This window comes from Marinobacter antarcticus (genome assembly GCF_011049865.1).
In the GTDB taxonomy this organism is placed as follows: Bacteria; Pseudomonadota; Gammaproteobacteria; order Pseudomonadales; family Oleiphilaceae; genus Marinobacter; species Marinobacter antarcticus_A.
In genome coordinates, this window is the sequence record NZ_DRGY01000046.1 from 40,101 (window position 1) to 57,345 (window position 17,245).

General features: G+C 57.4%; 14 protein-coding genes. 5 read left to right on the forward strand and 9 right to left on the reverse strand.

Annotation, left to right across the window (positions count from 1 at the left end; all coding sequences use genetic code 11):
- The first annotated feature begins 11 nt into the window (after nucleotides 1-11).
- Both ENI00_RS05875 and yfbR read left to right on the forward strand, forming a co-directional pair.
- Nucleotides 12-2,828 (forward strand): DUF748 domain-containing protein, encoded by a 2,817-nt coding sequence (locus ENI00_RS05875; RefSeq protein ID WP_304100247.1) that lies wholly within the window; start codon nucleotides 12-14, stop codon nucleotides 2,826-2,828.
- A gap of 44 nt (nucleotides 2,829-2,872) precedes the next feature.
- Complete coding sequence (yfbR, locus tag ENI00_RS05880; protein ID WP_304100249.1) at nucleotides 2,873-3,466, forward strand: 5'-deoxynucleotidase; 594 nt, start codon at nucleotides 2,873-2,875, stop codon at nucleotides 3,464-3,466.
- A 31-nt stretch (nucleotides 3,467-3,497) separates the two neighbouring features.
- On the opposite strand, the gene ENI00_RS05885 is transcribed toward yfbR, so the two are convergent.
- Both ENI00_RS05885 and ENI00_RS05890 read right to left on the reverse strand, forming a co-directional pair.
- Nucleotides 3,498-4,532: an SPFH domain-containing protein gene (locus tag ENI00_RS05885; RefSeq protein ID WP_304100252.1), complete on the reverse strand. Its 1,035-nt coding sequence runs from the start codon at nucleotides 4,530-4,532 to the stop codon at nucleotides 3,498-3,500.
- Between the two features lies 1 nt (nucleotide 4,533).
- Nucleotides 4,534-4,992, reverse strand: a complete 459-nt coding sequence (locus tag ENI00_RS05890) for an NfeD family protein (protein ID WP_304100255.1) — start codon at nucleotides 4,990-4,992, stop codon at nucleotides 4,534-4,536.
- Nucleotides 4,993-5,249: 257 nt separating this feature from the next.
- Here ENI00_RS05890 and ENI00_RS05895 point away from each other — a divergent pair, with 257 nt between their 5' ends.
- Nucleotides 5,250-6,035 (forward strand): class II glutamine amidotransferase, encoded by a 786-nt coding sequence (locus ENI00_RS05895; RefSeq protein ID WP_304100257.1) that lies wholly within the window; start codon nucleotides 5,250-5,252, stop codon nucleotides 6,033-6,035.
- 24 nt (nucleotides 6,036-6,059) lie between these two features.
- A complete protein-coding gene (locus tag ENI00_RS05900) occupies nucleotides 6,060-6,467 on the forward strand; it encodes an NINE protein (protein ID WP_304100261.1) in 408 nt (135 codons plus the stop codon).
- On the opposite strand, the gene ENI00_RS05905 is transcribed toward ENI00_RS05900, so the two are convergent.
- The 4 genes from ENI00_RS05905 to ENI00_RS05920 all read right to left on the reverse strand — a co-directional run bounded on the left by ENI00_RS05905 (nucleotide 6,460) and on the right by ENI00_RS05920 (nucleotide 12,160).
- Nucleotides 6,460-7,857, reverse strand: coding sequence for a WS/DGAT/MGAT family O-acyltransferase (locus ENI00_RS05905; protein ID WP_304100264.1), 1,398 nt, complete (start codon nucleotides 7,855-7,857; stop codon nucleotides 6,460-6,462). The genes ENI00_RS05900 and ENI00_RS05905 overlap by 8 nt on opposite strands.
- A 113-nt stretch (nucleotides 7,858-7,970) precedes the next feature.
- A complete protein-coding gene (gene nirD, locus ENI00_RS05910; RefSeq protein ID WP_304100267.1) occupies nucleotides 7,971-8,339 on the reverse strand; it encodes a nitrite reductase small subunit NirD in 369 nt (122 codons plus the stop codon).
- Between the two features lie 40 nt (nucleotides 8,340-8,379).
- A complete protein-coding gene (gene nirB, locus ENI00_RS05915) occupies nucleotides 8,380-10,887 on the reverse strand; it encodes a nitrite reductase large subunit NirB (protein WP_304100269.1) in 2,508 nt (835 codons plus the stop codon).
- A 31-nt stretch (nucleotides 10,888-10,918) separates the two neighbouring features.
- A complete protein-coding gene (locus ENI00_RS05920; protein ID WP_304100274.1) occupies nucleotides 10,919-12,160 on the reverse strand; it encodes an NAD(P)/FAD-dependent oxidoreductase in 1,242 nt (413 codons plus the stop codon).
- Nucleotides 12,161-12,495: 335 nt separating this feature from the next.
- On the opposite strand from ENI00_RS05920, the gene ENI00_RS05925 reads away from it, so the two are divergent.
- Nucleotides 12,496-13,800 (forward strand): nitrate regulatory protein, encoded by a 1,305-nt coding sequence (locus tag ENI00_RS05925; protein ID WP_304100276.1) that lies wholly within the window; start codon nucleotides 12,496-12,498, stop codon nucleotides 13,798-13,800.
- 8 nt (nucleotides 13,801-13,808) lie between these two features.
- Here the strand turns inward: ENI00_RS05925 and ENI00_RS05930 are convergent, their stop codons facing one another.
- Genes ENI00_RS05930 through ENI00_RS05940 form a run of 3 tightly spaced genes read right to left on the reverse strand, consistent with a single transcriptional unit; the run spans nucleotide 13,809 to nucleotide 17,095 of the window.
- On the reverse strand, nucleotides 13,809-14,675 hold the full coding sequence (locus tag ENI00_RS05930) for an ABC transporter ATP-binding protein (RefSeq protein ID WP_304100278.1): 867 nt from the start codon (nucleotides 14,673-14,675) through the stop codon (nucleotides 13,809-13,811).
- Between the two features lie 12 nt (nucleotides 14,676-14,687).
- On the reverse strand, nucleotides 14,688-15,683 hold the full coding sequence (locus ENI00_RS05935; RefSeq protein WP_304100281.1) for an ABC transporter permease: 996 nt from the start codon (nucleotides 15,681-15,683) through the stop codon (nucleotides 14,688-14,690).
- A 23-nt stretch (nucleotides 15,684-15,706) separates the two neighbouring features.
- Nucleotides 15,707-17,095 carry a CmpA/NrtA family ABC transporter substrate-binding protein gene (locus ENI00_RS05940; RefSeq protein WP_304100284.1) on the reverse strand — a complete coding sequence of 463 codons (1,389 nt, stop codon included), beginning with the start codon at nucleotides 17,093-17,095 and terminating at the stop codon, nucleotides 15,707-15,709.
- Nucleotides 17,096-17,245 lie beyond the last annotated feature (150 nt).

Consider the following 17,245-nt stretch of genomic DNA (forward strand, 5'->3'; position numbering starts at 1 on the left):
AGGAGAAGTCAGTGGCTCAAAGCCGTCAGCGCAGTCGCCTCCCCAGAAATCTGGTCATCGGCCTGCTCGTGCTTATCGTGTTATACAGCCTCGCAGGCTTTCTGTTATTGCCGTGGTGGCTCAAGCGTGCCCTGCCCGATCAGTTGGAACAGCGCATGGGGTGGCAGGCGGATGTGGGTGACATCAGCAGCAATCCGTTTGCGCTCAGTGTTGAAGCACTGAATCTGTCTGCCGAAGACAGCGACAAGGTAAAGGTTGTCGGGTTTGATCGCCTGTATATCAATCTGAATTTTTTCGATTTGATTCAGGGTATTGTCGGTTTTGAAGCGGTTGAGATTGATGAGCCGTTCATTCGCCTCGATCTGCTTGAAGATTACAATGTGAACTTCGCGCGGGACTTTCGAGAGGACAAAAACAGCAACCGAGAAGACAAAAACAGCAAGCCGGCAGACGATCAGGCGCCGCTCTCGCTTTATGTTCGGCAGTTCACGGTAAACGGTGGCGAGCTGCTGTTCCGGGATTTTACTCAGCCCGAGATGGCAGAGTTCCGGATTACACCGCTGGATCTCACCCTGAGCGATTTTGCCACCTGGCAAAGGGACGATCGCAGCAGCGACTATCATTTGCAGGCAGCCCTTGGCAGTCAGACCGTCGAATGGCAGGGGAATCTCAGCGTAACGCCACTTTATTCCAGCGGAAACCTGGCTATTTCCGGTGTTGATCACAAAACCCTCCGGCACTTTCTTGCGCCTTATCTTCCCTATGATTTGCGCGGTGGCAAGGTAACGGTGCGCTCGGATTATGAGGTGCAGGCAGACGACTCCCTGTACCTTTCCACCAGCAACGGCCGGTTGTCTGTGGACGATCTGGCCGTTGCTCCGGATACGCAGAGCGAGCAGCCAAAACTGACCACGGCATCCATTGCCATTGATGATATCGGGTTTGATCTCAATGCCCGTGAACTGCGCTTGGGACAAATTTCCGTCGAAAAACCTGATATTGTGCTGGCGCGTAACAAAGCGGGGGACATCGACTGGATTGCGTCGCTTGGCGCATTTAGCAAGGACAGCGAGAAAAAGGAGCCGGAGGCGCTGGATTCCGCCGGGGCCGGGCGGCCTTTGCGCTGGTCGCTGGAGGGCATCCGTGTTTCCGATGGCAATGTGCGCTGGCAGGACCAGCAACCGGACTCGCCCGCCGATCTGACGTTGGAACAGCTATCACTGACCACCGGTAAGATTAACAGCACAATGGACGATCCGGTGTCGTACCAACTGCAGACAGCGCTGGGCACCGGTGGCAAGTTTTCTCTGAACGGCCAGGTGACACCTCAACCGTTTACACTGGAAGCGGCTATTGCCGGCTCCGGAATTCTGCTTGCAGCATTTGAGCCGTATTTACAGGAATCGGCCAATCTTGCCGTTGCAAGTGGCACCCTGGCGCTGGACGGAAATCTCAACCTGGACAGCCAACAGGACCCGCTAACCGGCACGTTCAGCGGCACAGCAGAGGTTTCCGGGCTGAACCTCAAGTTGCCAGACAGCCGCGAACCGCTGGTCTCGTGGCAAACCCTGCGCCTGGCGCCGATTGAGTACAACGTGAATCCTGCCAGGTTGGAAATTAGTACCGTGACTTTTTCCCAGCCGGCCATCAATCTGGTTCGCAACACCAACAGTGTTTACAACGTGGAGCAGATTATCCGGCGGTCCGAGGCTGTCGGCAACGCGACGCAGCCAAAAAAGGATGCCAGCGAAGACGCGCAATTTATCTTCCGCATTGGCCAGTTGATGGTCGAAAAAGGGGAACTCGATTACACAGACCGTACTCTGGATCCGGCTTTTACAACCACACTCGATCAGCTCAATGGCACAGTAACCGGCCTCAGCAATATTTCACCCCAACAAGGAAAAGTCTCCGTAAAGGGGCGTATGGGTCGCGGTGCCAGCGTCGAGTTTGATGGCACGATTGGCACCTTGGGAACGGAAGAAACCAGCGATTTGAAACTGACCATGAAAGATCTGTCACTGCCGGTGCTTTCGCCTTACTTCGGGCGCTATCTAGGCTACGGCGTCGACAGCGGCAAACTTGCGCTGAATCTTGATTATAAAATTACCGGCAGCCGGATTGACGCATCGAACCAAATTGTTATGGATCGCCTCGAGCTTGGGCGGGCGATTGCCAGCAAGCAAGCTGTAGATGCGCCAGTGAAACTTGGGTTGGCTCTGCTTCGAAACAGTGCGGGAGTGATCGAAGTGAATCTGCCCATCAGCGGGGATATGGGAAGCCCTGATTTCAGCGTTGGCCAGGTGGTTATGCGGGCATTTGTGAACCTGCTTGCCAAAGCGGCGACGTCTCCGTTCAGCGTGCTTGGGTCGATCGCTGAGCTGGCTGGCTTGAGCGGTGAAGAGCTGGGTCAGGTGAACTTTGAGCCCGGCAAGATCAAGCTGGCACCGGGTGAGGCGGAGAAGCTCGCCGCTTTGGCAGACGCGCTGCTTGACCGCCCGGATCTGTTGCTGAACATCCGTGGTGGTGTTGCGCCCTCTGCCGATGGGCTTGTGCTTCTGCGTAATCAGTTGGCCGCCGGCCAGAATGGCAAGCTTTCCGAGCAGGATTGGGAAAAGGCCCGTAAGGCCTATCTGGCAGGAGAGCGGGCATTGGCGCCCGAGGCGCTCAACAACCTTGCCAATGCGAGGGCTTCTGAGCTGGAGGAAATGCTGCGAAACACCCACAAGGTTCCGGCTGACCAACTGTTCATGCTCGACCCTTCACGCGATGCCAAGCTGTCGGATGATGGCAAGGTCATCAATGGCTTTACGCTGGATATCCGCTAAGCAAAGCACAGATGACACCATGATGCTAAAGAGGAAGAAAGCGAGTGCCAAAGGCCAGTAGTCATTTTTTTGCTTACGTTTCCCGGCTGCGCTGGATCAAGCGCTGGGGGTTGATGCGCAATGCCATTGAAGAAAACGTAGCAACCCATTCGTGGGAGGTAGCCACCCTGGCCCACGCGCTGGCCCTCATTCGCAACCGGCATTTTGGCGGGCAGGTGAACGCCGATAAAATCGCTGCAGCAGCGCTGTATCACGATGCGACCGAGGTGATAACCGGCGATATGCCCACGCCTGTAAAATATCACTCCAAAGTGATGCGAGAGGCGTTTGGCGACATTGAACACAAGGCGGAGGCAGAGTTACTGGCCTTGTTGCCGGAGGATTTGCGCGAGGATTTTTCGCCCTATCTGCGGGAATCTCAACTCCCCGCGGAAGATCGTGAGCTGATCAAGGCGGCGGATCGCCTGTCGGCGTGGCTGAAGTGTCAGGCAGAAGTGCGCGCGGGGAATCGTGAGTTCGAGCCGGCGGAGAAACAGATCCGGCAAAAGCTTGAGCAGGAGGGATTGCCGGAAGTGACCTACTTTATGGACGTGTTTGCACCCAGCTATGAAGAGCCTCTGGACAACCTGCTGGGCTAAGCCCAACGGGTTGTCCGTGGGTTCGTAAGGATCAGATGTTGCCAGCGCCGCCTACGAGACCGCCGCGCAGACCGTCTTTTTGCAGTGATTGACGAACCGCATCTTCAGGGCTGCCGGCCAGATCCCGGAACATGCCCATGGAACCCAGCAGAGCAGACGACTCGTAGGGTACAAACACTCGTTCGCCGTCTTTTGCCATGTTCGGCAGCACCTTGATGTAGCTCTGCCCCAGCAAATAGCCGATAACCGTTTGCTTGTTGTCTTCAGAGTCGCCGATGGCGCTGAGCACCAGACGAATGGATTCCTGCTCGCCCTGAGCGCGCAGAATGGCCGATTCCTTGTCGCCCTGGGCGTTGAGAATGGCGGATTCGCGCTGGCCCTGTGCCTTGGCAATAGCCGCAGTCTTTTCACCCTCGGCTTCGGTTACGGTCGCCCGGCGCTTACGCTCAGCGGCCATTTGCAAGCGCATGGCCTCTTCCACTTCTTCCGGCATGCTGATGTCCTGAACTTCCACCCGGGTCAGTTTTACACCCCATTTTGAAGCCGGCTCTTCCATTTCGGCCTGAATGGCGTTGTTCACCTCGGCGCGGGATTCAAACAGCTTGTCCAGCTCCATTTTACCCACCACCGAGCGCAGCGTGGTTTTAGCCAGTACTTCCACCGCCTGGCTCATATTGGCGACTTCGTAAACGGCACGGCGCGGATCGATAATCTGGTAATACAGGGCGCCGTTGATGGATACCGTAACGTTATCGGTGGTCACGACCGGCTGGCCGGGAAAATCCATGACCGTTTCGCGGCGGTCAATGCGGGTTTCATCGGTCATCATGGCCTGATATTCCGAACCGGCGCGCAAATAGCGGATCATGGTGATGGGGCGGGGCCGTTCGATAAACGGAATGATGATATTAACACCGCTTTCCAGAACGCGATTAAACGAGCCCAGGCGCTCAATGACCATCACTTCCGACTGCCGGATGATTACCAGCCCTTTGGCGATGATGAAAATACCGATGACGACAACAATCAAGCTGATAATCAGCCCGGGTGAAAGATAGGATTCCATACTACTGCTCCTTATGTGTGACCGTTTGAACAACGGCGGTGGTGCCGTCGAACTGTTTGAAAACGACGTGGGTTCCTTCGGGAAAATCGGTGGTGCCGGTTGAGTCGTCTTTGAGACGATAAAAGTCGCCGTTGACCTTTATACCGGTCGCACCGTCAAAATCCCGCTTCAGTGTGCGATAGCGCTGGCCCTGCTCGACGCCGGTTCCGGTGGTGCCATAAGCCACACCCTTGGGTGAAAAGCGCGGTCGTAGCCAGCGGATAGCGATGGGCACCAGCAGGCCCGACAGCACGCCCATACCCACCAGCTGCCATTCGAACGACAAGCCGACGAACGCCAGCACGCCGGTCAGAGCAGAAGCGATTGCCAGTGCCAGCAACACAAGCACGCCGGATGTCAGCTCAGCCAGGCCCAGCACAAGGGCCAGAATCAGCCAGAAATGCGTAAGACTCCATTCCATACAGAAAATCCGCAGGTTCAGGGTTCAAGAAATCTGCGAGGGGCCGCCCTCACAGCCATATTCCAAGCTCACGTAGTCGCCAGTAGGTGCTAGAGTATCTGTTTTAAGGAACACAACACACAACAAGAGGCCTTTGGCCGTGAAAGACTTGAAAAACAAAGCGATCTTGATCATCGGTGCGATAAAAGGCAGGTTGAAGTGCCTGTTCCACACGACTTTATCTCTGACGTCGTTACGGCAAGGAGCCGCATCGCTTTATGTGTGAACTGCTGGCCATGAGTGCTAACACACCAACCGATCTGTGCTTCAGCTTTACCGGGCTGACCCGCAGAGGCGGCGATACCGGGCCGCACAAGGATGGCTGGGGCGTGGCGTTTTACGAGGGCAAGGGCGTGCGCGCCTTTCACGACGTGGATGCCAGCGCCAACTCACGGCTTGCCGAAGTGGTGCAAACGCATCCCATCAAGAGCGAGGTGGCGATTTGCCATATTCGCCAGGCTAACGTGGGCGAAATCTGCCTGGCCAACACCCATCCTTTCATGCGCGAACTCTGGGGCCGGTACTGGGTGTTTGCCCATAACGGACAGCTTTCGGATTTTCGGGCTTCGCCGGGGTTTTATGAGCCTGTAGGCGGCACCGACAGCGAGGCGCTGTTCTGCGACATTCTTAACCACCTGCGCCACCACTGTGACAGAAACGATTCGGCAGAAATCATTGCGGAGCGGTTGGTCAAGCTTTCAAACGCCTATGCCCGCCAGGGTGTTTTCAATTTGTTGCTCAGCAACGGCGACTGGCTGTTCACCTACTGCACCACCAAAATGGCGAGTATCACGCGCCGCGCGCCTTTCGGCCCGGCAAGGCTCAAAGACGCAGACGTGATCGTGGATTTTGAGTCTGAAACCACGCACAACGACATTGTCAGCGTGATCGTAACCGAGCCGCTGACCACCGATGAAGAGTGGGATACATATCAACCCGGCGAGTGGCGGTTGTGGCGCAAGGGGGTTGTGGAACTCAGAGGGCAGCCCCATATAAAGAGTTGAATTCCACTGTTGCCGGAAACCACTATGATTGATCGACCGAATACGCACAGCATGTTGTTTGGTTATTTGCTCTGGATTTTCGGATTTTTGGGTGCCCACCGCTTTTATTACGGCAAACCGATTACCGGAACCATCTGGTTCTTTACGTTCGGTCTGTTCTTTATTGGCTGGATTATCGACCTGTTTCTCATTCCTTCCATGGATAAGGAGGCAGATAACCGGTTCCGTGGCGGCGAGGTCAATTACAACATTGGCTGGTTGCTACTCACGTTCACCGGCGTGTTTGGGCTCCACCGGCTGTATATGGGCAAGTGGATCAGCGCGATTATTTACTTTCTGACCGGCGGCCTGTTTCTGCTGGGCGTGCTTTACGATTTCTGGACATTGAACGACCAGATTTCGGAGCGTAACGGCGAAGTGACATTTAACTGAGGTTGCCCTGCTCCAGCTCCACAAGGCCGTCTTCGAGGTAGTCCAGCATCCGCTGCAGGCTTGGAAGCGTGCGGCGGCAGCCAATCAGCCCGAATTCGATCTGGTCCTTGTAGCTGGTTAGTGTCATGTTCAGGGCCAGCCGGTCCATAGCGATGGACACAGGGTACATGCCCTCCAGTTTGGCGCCGTTCCAGTAACGGGTCTCTTTCGGCCCGGGCACGTTGGATATCACCACATTGAATGTCTGCCACTTCGGGGCCACCCCGGTGAGCAGATGAAACGCCGCCGGCGCCAGAGTCAGTGCGGTGTAGTTGACGATTTCTTCCGGCGACATGTGCGCGTAACGGTCTTTCCCTTCCTGCATGCTTTGATGGATTTTCCGCAGTCGCGTGCCGGCATGGCTTTCATCCGTATACAGGTTGGCCAGGATAACGCCCACCTGATTGCCCTCGGCCTGGCTGCCATCCGCTTTATCGCCGGCAGACTTTTCATACTTGCGCAGCGATACCGGAACCATCGCGATCAATGGTTTATCGGGGAGCGCGTCCTGATTCATGAGGTAGGTGCGCAAAGCACTGGCGCACATGGCCGTAACCACGTCATTCACGGTAGTGCCGTAGGCCTGGCACACCGTTTTTATCCGTTTTAGACAATACGATTGGGCCGCGAAACGCCGGGAACCGGTAATTTTCTGATTCAGCAGGCTGTGCGGTGCGTGAAAAATGGAGTTGTAGGCCGGGTCTTTGCGGGCGGTGTTTATGGTGCGCAACAGCTCCTTCGCGACAGCCGGCACAGTGCCCAGTTGTTTTCCCGATGCCCCCAGCAAATGGCTGATACTGCGCCATAGCGAAGAGCCGCTACTATCCTCATCCCTCCGGGGTCGCGCCGATAAGTTCCAGATGGGAGGCATATTGCGCTTTGCGGGGTCCGCGGACAGCATTCTCTGAAACATCCGCATTGCAGACACGCCATCCATCAGGGAGTGGTGCACCTTGGTGTAAATCGCAAACTGCCTTTCGCCCAGCCCCTCTAAAAGATGGAACTCCCACAGCGGCCGCTCACGGTCCATCAGGTGTGAGTGTTCCGCAGAGACAAACCCCAGCAGTTCACGGATGCGGCCCGGAGTAGGCAGAGCTTCAAACCGGACGTGGTGCTCCAGGTCCAGATGTTTGTCGTGTACCCAAACCGGTTGTGCGAACCGGCTGTCGAGACGACGATCAAAGGGCGCCGTCACGTCGGTATCCTTGCGAAGCTGCTCGGCCAGCCGGGTCACATAATCGTCCGGTGCATCCTCGGGAAACGAAAAAATCTGTAGCCCGCCCACATGCATGGGTTGCTGGCGCTTCTCCAACCAGAGGAAAAGCTGGTCGGTGGGGCTGAGAGGCTTCACGGGCGACATCCTTTTATGGGCGTTTTCCTGATAGTAGCTCAGGTTACCCGGGAGTGTTGGTCCTCCGGTGGATTCCGGCCCGTCAAAGTGCCCGGATTCAGCTTCCTGACCGGTCAGGCAGCCACGGCTTCCCGCTGCTTATGGGCGGTTTCCAGAAGGATTCGGTTACCGTCCAGCAGAACGGCGTAGGTTTTGACCCTGACCGAATCGTCTTCCAGACAGACACCGGTGTTCAGATTGAAGTGTTGCTTATACAGCGGCGAGGCTACGATGGGCTCTCCTTTAAGGTCCCCCGTGATGCCGCGCGCCAGAACATTAGCGCCGCTGAACGGGTCGGTGTGGCTGATGGCAAAGAGCGCCGGCAGCCGGTGTGGCAGATAAAACACCGCCACCGGCCCATCTTCCGTCCAGACGGCAATGCCGGATTCCGGCACAAGATCTTCAACCGTACAAACCGCATTCCAACAAGTACGAGCTTTCATCTGTGTTCTCCTTGAGTTTTTAACTTTCGATAACCAAACGCTACGCAGATTCCGAAACAGGCCGCCTCTGCCCTCGTTCGGTTGTCCACTCCTGCACCGGATCTATCTGCTGGGGCAAGTTCACAAACTCCCGGAACCGCTTGCGCTTCTCCGGGTCTTCCACCGCCGTTTTCCACTCACACTGATAAGTGCCTGCAATGTTATTCATGTGCTCCTCCAGCTCCGCACAAATGCCCAGGCTGTCTTCCAGAACCACCTGCTTCAGATAGTCCAGACCACCCTCCAGATTCTCCATCCAGACACTGGTGCGCTGCAGCCGGTCGGCCGTGCGCACGTAAAACATCACCACCCGATCAATAGTGCGGATTAATGCTTCATCAGACAGATCGGTGGCAAACAGATCACCGTGGCGCGGTCGCATACCACCGTTCCCGCAAACAAAAAGGTTCCAGCCATTCTCAGTAGCAATCACCCCGAAATCCTTGCTTTGAGCCTCCGCACACTCGCGCGTGCAGCCAGACACCGCCATCTTGACCTTGTGCGGCGCCCGCAGGCCCTTGTAGCGATTCTCCAGGTGAATGGCCATGCCCACGCTGTCCTGCACCCCATAGCGGCACCAGGTATTGCCCACGCAGGATTTTACCGTGCGCAGGGACTTGCCGTAGGCGTGGCCGGTCTCGAAGCCCGCCGCAATAAGCTGCTCCCAAATCTCCGGCAGCTCACTCAAGGTGGCGCCGAACAGATCAACCCGCTGGCCGCCGGTGATCTTGGTATACAGGTTGTATTGTTTGGCCACCTCGCCCAGCACAATCAGCTTATCTGGCGTGATCTCGCCACCGGGAATGCGCGGCACGATGGAGTAGGTGCCGTTTTTCTGCATGTTGGCCATGAAGGTGTCGTTGGTGTCCTGCAGCGGCACGTGATCGGTGGCCAGAATGTGTTCGTTCCAGCAGGTCGCCAGAATGGAGCCGACGGCCGGCTTGCAGATATCGCAACCCTGGCCCCTGCCGTGCTGGCTGATCAGCGTGCGGAAGGTGCGAATGCCATTAACCTTCACCAGATGGAACAGGTCCTGTCGGCTGTACGGAAAGTGCTCGCACAGATCGGTGTTGACCTCGACGCCACGCTTTTCAAGCTCACTGTCGACCACGTTCTTGAGCAGAGCCGTACAACCACCGCAGCCGGTGCTGGCCTTGGTCTCGGCCTTGACGCTGGCAAGATCGCCGCAGCCTGCGTCGATCACGTTGCAAATATCGCCTTTGGTAACGTTGTGGCAAGAACAGATAGACGCCGTTTCCGGCAGCGCATCCGGGCCCAGGGCCGGAGCGCCACCCTGGCCTTCCGGCAGGATCAGGGTTTCCGGGTTGGTTGGCAGGGCGATGCCGTTCAGGGCGTATTGCAGCAAGGTGTCGTAATGACTGTTGTCGCCCACCAGAATGGCGCCCAGTAACGTCTTGCCGTCTTCGCTGATCACCATGCGACGGTAATGACCGGCCTGCTCATCGTTAAAACGTATGTTGCGGGCGCCGGGGGTTTGGCCGTGGGCATCGCCGATCGAGCCGACGTCCACGCCCAGCAGTTTCAGCTTGGTGCTCATATCCGCGCCGGTAAAAGCGGCGTCGCGATCACGGTTCAGAACCGCCGACAAAGTGCGGGCCATGGTATAGCCGGGGGCCACCAGCCCGAAAATCCGTTGGTCCCAAAGCGCGCACTCGCCAATGGCATGAATGTGCGGGTCTGAGGTGGTGCACTGGTCGTTGACCACGACGCCACCGCGCTCACCTATCTCAAGGTCGCTGGAACGAGCCAGAGCATCCTGCGGGCGAATACCGGCCGAAAACACGATCAGATCGGTTTCCAGGTGGCTGTCATCGCTGAAGTTCATGCGCAGGCGCGCGTTTTCGCCTTCAACGATAGCGGTCGTGGCTTTTTCGGTGTGCACCTGAACACCCAGTTCTTCGATCTTGTGGCGCAACAGAGCGCCGCCGTCGGTATCCAGCTGCACCGGCATCAGGCGGGGCGCGAATTCCACCACGTGCGCCTGCAGGCCAAGATTTGTTAGCGCGTTGGCGGCCTCCAGGCCCAGCAGGCCACCGCCCACAACAACGCCGGATTTGCCTTCCCGGGCGCTGGCGCGAATGGCGTCGAGGTCGTCCAGGGTGCGATACACAAAACAGTGGGGGTGCTCGCGACCCTCGATCGGCGGCACGAACGGAAAGGAGCCGGTGGCCAGCACCAGCTCGTCGTAGCCGTATTCGCCTTTTGGTGTGGTCACCCTTTTCCGGTCACGATTCAGGGTGGTTACCGACTCATCCAACCGCAGCTCAACGCCCTGGGCGGAGTACCAATCGGCCGTGCCCATGGCGAGATCTGCGTGCGTGGAGCCGGTGAAATATTCCGACAGGTGCACCCGGTCGTAGGCCAGCTGTTTTTCTTCCCCGAAAACGAGTATGTCGTATTCAGCGGCGCCGGGGCTGGCGACGAACTGTTCCAGGAAGTGATGGCCGACCATGCCGTTGCCAATCACGATCAGGGTTTTCTTGCTCATTGCAGTGTCCTCCACTCTTGTAGACAACGGTTCACGCCGCCGCCTGACAAAACGGCTTGCCAAAAGGCAGTTGGGCCCGGAACGGGTCGATGTTCGCTTTGCCGATAATCAGCTCTTGATACCAGGGACCCTGGCTGGTGTTGCCCACCAGGATGGCGCCGACGAGCTGGTTATCACGAACCAGCAGGTGGCTGTAGCTGCCTGTGGCAAAGTCCTGCCAGACCAGGGATTCGGTGTGTTGATCGGGTGCTTGCTGGCCACAGGAAAAAACGGGTATGCCGCTGATTTTCAGTCTTGTGGCAGTGACGGATGGCTCGTATGCGGCACCCTCGGTTGCCCCGGCAAGCACGGTTGCCAGAGTTTTCGCGTGCTGATAGCCCGGCTCCACAAGTCCGAAGGTTTCGCCGTTGAACTCACAGCACTCGCCAAGGGCAAATATGCCCGGCGCGCTGGTTTGCAGTTGCGCGTTGACTTGAATGCCCCGGCCGCAGGCCAGCCCGGCGGTTTGTGCCAGTTCGCGGTTGGGTGTGATACCCGTGGCAATAATGACCAGATCGGTGCTGATCAGGGTCTGGTCATCGAGCTGGACGGCGCGAACACTGTCCCGCCCCAGCAACCGGGTTGGCGACGTCGATGTTCGAATGTTGATGCCGCGGGCGGTCAGTGCATCGCACAGAAGCTTGCCGCTGTCCGCATCCAGCTGTCGGTTCAGAAGGTGGCCACTGCGGTGCAGAACGGTGACTTCCATGCCCCGGCGTTTCAGGCCCTCGGCGGCTTCAAGCCCCAGAAAACCACCACCGACCACAACGGCCCGTTGCCGGCGCCGGCTCAGTTCAATCAGGGAGCGGGTATCGTTCAAATCCCGGAAGTTCATAACGCCATTCAGGGTTTCCCCCGGGATTCCAAGGCGTGTCGGGTTGGCCCCGGTTGCCATAACCAGTGCGTCGTACCTGTAAACCTCGCCCGTGCTCGTTGTCACGGTTTTACTGGCTGGAGCAATAGCCCGGACGGATTCGCCGTGGTGAATCTTAATCCCATGACGGGCAAACCAGGAATCAGGCTTCAGGGCCAGGCTCTGTTCGTCGGTGTCGCCGCTGAGAAGGGCGGAAAGCTGGATCCGGTTATAGGCCGCAGACGTCTCGCCGTTGAAGACAATGATATTCCGGTAGGGTATCGGGGCCTTGCCCACCAACTCTTCCAGAAATCGCTGAGCCACCATTCCGTGGCCACAGACAATCAGCGTAGGTTGCGCAGGTTGCATTTTCCGGATCATCTCAGCACCTCTGCCTCTTCAAACCAAAAAAAGCCGGAGCATCTCATTCCCGAGGGAAATCAATGTCCGGCGCCAATGCCAATACAGTGTTCTGGTCAACCGGCCGAGTCCCTGGCCGCTATTCACATCCTTGCAGTTGTATAAGCGATGTTCGTGCCAACTTAAAAAGTGTTTTAATATCAGTATTTTATATTTTTTTGATGCGTTTTTTGCATAAAGGCACGGATTTTACGCCCTTTGTCGGGGCGGCTTGCACGACTTTGAGGCCTTTCGCTGGCGCGGTAATTGCTCCGGTTTTGGTAGCGCAAACGTGTCACCACATTCGGAGCTTTGAAATGAATAGCCGTAAACGTCAACGCAACCCGGGTCAGCCCTCGGCTGAGCAGTACCTGATCGCATCCCGACGCTGCGAACTGATGAACCTCCAGCATTTTTTGCAGATGGGTAAACTGATACAAAGCATCAGCAATCTTGTGCACGGGCTGCAGCGGGAACGCGGCGCGTCCACTATTTTTCTGGGATCGGACGGTGAACGGTTTGGCTTGGAGCGACAGACAATGATCGCGGAATCGGCGTGTCTGTATACCGTTTTTGAGCGGGCTCTGGCCGAAATTCACGAAGAGCTGACGACGCACCCCGTCAGCAGCCACTTGCTGGCCCACATCGCCAGCGCACTCCACGGACTTTCGAGCCTGCCAGCCCTGCGCGAGGAGGTAAAAACCCGCGCATTACCCTTGTCTGATGCAACCGCAGCCTACAGCGCGCGCATTCACCGCCTGATTACCGTGGTGTTTGAGGCGGCGGACACCGCCGTTGACCCCTCGCTTGCGCGTTTGCTGGTGGCCATGGTGCACCTGATGAATGGCAAAGAGTTCTGCGGACAGGAACGAGCAGCAGGCTCCGCCGGCTTTGCCAAAGGGCGCTTTGATATCGCACTGACCCGGCGCATAACGCACCTTGTTGACGCACAGGAGCGGTGTTTTGAGGTGTTTCTCGGGTTTGCAGACGCGCAGAGCCGCGGGCTTTTAGAGGATCTGCGTGCCCATGAGCGCGAACGGGAAATACAGCGCCTGCGGGAACTCGGATGCTCCGTTGGCCGATACAAGGGGTTGGCCCCGGAGCTTCCCGACCACTGGTTCAAGTTGATGAGCGAACGTATGGACGAACTCAAAAAGGTGGAAGAGTCGGTAGAGGGCCGATTTCACGAGCGCTGTGTGGAACGGTTTGCCGAGGCACGGAATTCATTGGCACATCATGGGACGCTGATTGCCTCACTGGATCAACCAGAGAATCCCGCCCGGCCCCAACTGATTCTGTGTGAGTTCGCCAGTAGTGAAGAGCCTCGGCCTTTGGAGGCCTGGGGCAGTGATGGCATCGGGCAGCGGTCCGGGCGATCGATTTTTGACCTGGTTCAGGCACAGTCACGTCGGCTTCAACAAATGAACGAGGATTTGCAGGGCGCCAAGGAAGCGTTGGAAGAACGAAAAACCCAGGAAAAAGCGGTCTTGTTGCTGATGCGCCACCGCAAAATTGACAACGACGAAGCCCACCGGGTTTTGCGAAAGCTGGCCATGGACCAGGGCAAAAAGCTGCCCGAGGTTGCCCGGGCGCTGTTGTCCATGGCGGATTTGCTGAGGTAACCGACCTGTTAACGCTCTGCGGTGAGGCGTGCGCTCTTCCCGGCGCTTGTCTCAGCCGGTTTTTCAACCCGGCGTGGTGCGATGCTTTCCAGCTTGCGTTGTTTCTCGTAGAGAAACCTGAGAACGTTCTGTCGGTAGCACACATACACGGGATCGTCGGCCAGAGTGACCCGGTTACGAGGCCTTTGCAGGTCGATATGCACGTCTTCCCCAACGGCAGCAGCGGGTCCGTTGGTCATCATGATGATGCGGTCAGACAGCAGCACGGCTTCATCCACATCGTGGGTAATCATGATTACGGTGTTGTTCAGGTCCTGCTGAATATCCATCAGAGAATCCTGCAGCTGGGCCCGGGTCAGTGCGTCCAGGGCGCCGAACGGCTCGTCCATCAGCAACACGCTGGGCTTCATTGCCAGTGCCCTCGCAATACCCACCCTCTGCGCCATACCTCCCGAGATTTCGCCCGGCCGTTTGTTGGCGGCGTGGGCCATGTTCACCAGTTCCAGGTTGTGCTGAATCCAGTCCCGGCGTTCCTGCCTTGCCATGGTTTTGCGAAATACCTGCTGTACCGCCAGTTCTACGTTCTCGTAAACCGTCAGCCAGGGCATCAGGGCGTGGTTCTGGAACACCACTGCCCGTTCCGGGCCCGGAGAATTGATCTCGTGGCCATCCAGTATGCAGCCGCCTTTGGTTGCCTGTAGCAAACCGGCGACAATGTTCAGGACCGTTGATTTGCCGCAACCGGAATGGCCGATCAGGGAGACAAACTCGCCCTTTCTGATTTTCAGGTTGAGGTTGTCCAACGCGACAAAGGAGCCTTTGGGTGTTTCAAAGGCCATTTCCACGCCGGTCAGTTCCAAATGGGGTTTCGTCATGATCGTCTCCTTTTATTCGTTCCACGCAACTTTTTTCTGAATCATCAGCATGATGCGATCCAACAGAAAGCCGATAAAACCGATGGCCAGCACGGCCACCATGATCCGGCTGAGTGACTCGCTGCTGCCGTTCTGGAACTCATCCCAGACAAACTTGCCAAGCCCCGGGCTCTGAGCCAGCATTTCGGCGGCGATCAACACCATCCAGGCAATGCCCAGCGAAACCCGAAGCCCGGTAAATATCATGGGTATGGATGATGGCAGCACGACCTTTCTCACATGAGTCCAGAACGACAATCGCAGAACCCGGGATACGTTCAGCAGATCGGGGTTCACCGCCGCCACGCCAACGCTGGTGTTGATCAGCGTAGGCCACAGGCTGCACAAAGTGACGGTGATCATGGACGTGAGGAACGATTTCTCGAACATGGGATCGTCACTGACGTAAGTGGCGGAAACCACCATGGTGACCAGCGGCAACCAGGCCAGCGGCGACACCGGCTTGAAGATCTGGATCAGCGGGTTAACCGCCGCCTGAAAATAGTGGTTAAGGCCAAATACGATGCCCAGCGGCACGGCAATGACCGTCGCCAGAACGAAGCCGGCCAGCACAGTGATCAGGCTGGTGACAACCTGGTCCGGAAAGGTCGGGGCACCGGGATAGCCGCGAATCTTCACCTTGGCGTCCGGGTTGTCCGCCAGAATGCCGGCGTTCCGCTCCTCCTGCATGGTCACGAACTTGTCTGCCCGCTCCCGCTGGTTGGCGTGTTCTTGCCAGAGTTGTCCACTTTGCTCCCAAACCTGCGCCGGGCCAGGAAAGGTGCCCAGCGAGGTGTTCACCTGGGGCGCGGCCAGGTGCCAAAAGCCAACGAAAATCAGGATGCCGACCATTGGCAGCAAAAGCTGCTTTCCGGCCTGAGCCAGTTCGATGCCCGTCAATCGGTCTGTCAGGGCTTTCAACCAGCCGCGAATGCCGGCTTCGGCTCTTGGGGTGGTTAGCGTACTCATGTCGTTCTCCTGGATACTGCCGGTTACGGTGTGTCGGCGCCTTTCAGGCCGATATCAAAACGGTCGATATAAGCGTTGGGCTGGCGTGGCGTGAACGCGACGCCGTCAATCAGCTCACCTTGATGCGGGCGGGTAAAATTTTCCTGGCTGAAGTCGGGGAAATCCGCCGCCGCCATCAAGCCATCGTCGATCAGGGATCTGGCGGCCTGGGCATAGATATCTCCGCGGTAAACCTGCGCGGCCGTTTTCATATACCAGTCGTCCGGCTTGGCCTCGGGGATCTGGCCCCATCGACGCATTTGCGAGAGGTACCAGATGGCGTCGGACGGGTACGGATAAGTGGCGTGGTAACGGAAAAATACATTGAAGTCGGGCACTTCGCGGATATCACCTTTCTCATACTCGAAGGTGCCGGTCATGGAGTTGGCGATGACTTCTGTATCGGCCCCCACGTAGCTCGGGCGAGCGAGGATTTCGACGGCCTCTTCCCGGTTTGCATTGTTGTCCTCATCCAGCCAATGGGCGGCGCGGATCAGGGCGCGCAGGAGGTGCAGATGGGTATTGGGGTTCTCCTCGGCCCAGGCCTGGCTGACACCGAACACTTTTTCCGGGTTGTTGGGCCAGATTTCGTAGTCGGTGATGACCGGAACGCCTATACCTTTGAACACGGCTTGCTGGTTCCAGGGTTCGCCCACGCAGTAGCCCTGAATGGTGCCTGCTTCCAGGGTGGCGGGCATCTGCGGTGGCGGTGTGACAGACAGGTGCACGTCCGCTTTCAGGGTGCCGCTGGTGTCACCTCGCTGGGGCGCGTAATAGCCGGGGTTCAGCCCACCTGCCGCCAGCCAGTAGCGCAACTCGTAATTGTGGGTCGAAACCGGAAAGACCATGCCCATGCGAAAGCGTTCGCCCCTCGCAAGGGACGCTTCAACCGCCGGTTTCAGCGATTTGGCGCTGATTGGGTGCACGGGTTTGCCGTTCTGCGTCGGGATGTGTTGGCTCATGATCTCCCAGACATCGTTGGAGACGGTGATGCCGTTGCCGTTCAGGTCCATGCTGAATGCAGTAATGATATCGGCCTGGGTGCCGTACCCGATGGAGGCACCCAGGGGCTGGCCCGCCAGCATGTGGGCGCCATCCAGCTCGCCGGTAATAACCCGGTTCAGCAGGACCTTCCAGTTGGCCTGGGCTTCCAGCTCCACGAACAAACCTTCATCCAGAAAGAAGCCGCGCTCCCAGGCGACGGCCAGCGGCGCCATGTCTGTGAGTTTGATAAAGCCAAGTTTCAGATCCGGCTTTTCAGGCGCTCCGATCTCCGCCTGGGCGATGCCGGCGACGGTTATCAGGGAAACCGCGGCGGTCAGCCCAACCAGTTGGTGGAATGTTCCGGTGATGATGTTCAGGGGTGTTTTCATGAATTCTTACCTCGTGACATTCCTTCGTGCAAAAAAAAAGCCTGCCCTCCGCTGTTGGAGGGCAGGCGTCTTTGCCCGTTTGATTTGTATGGTCCCGAATGTTCGGTTGAGCTATTGCACAGTGTGTGCCAGTGATAAAAAAACATTTTA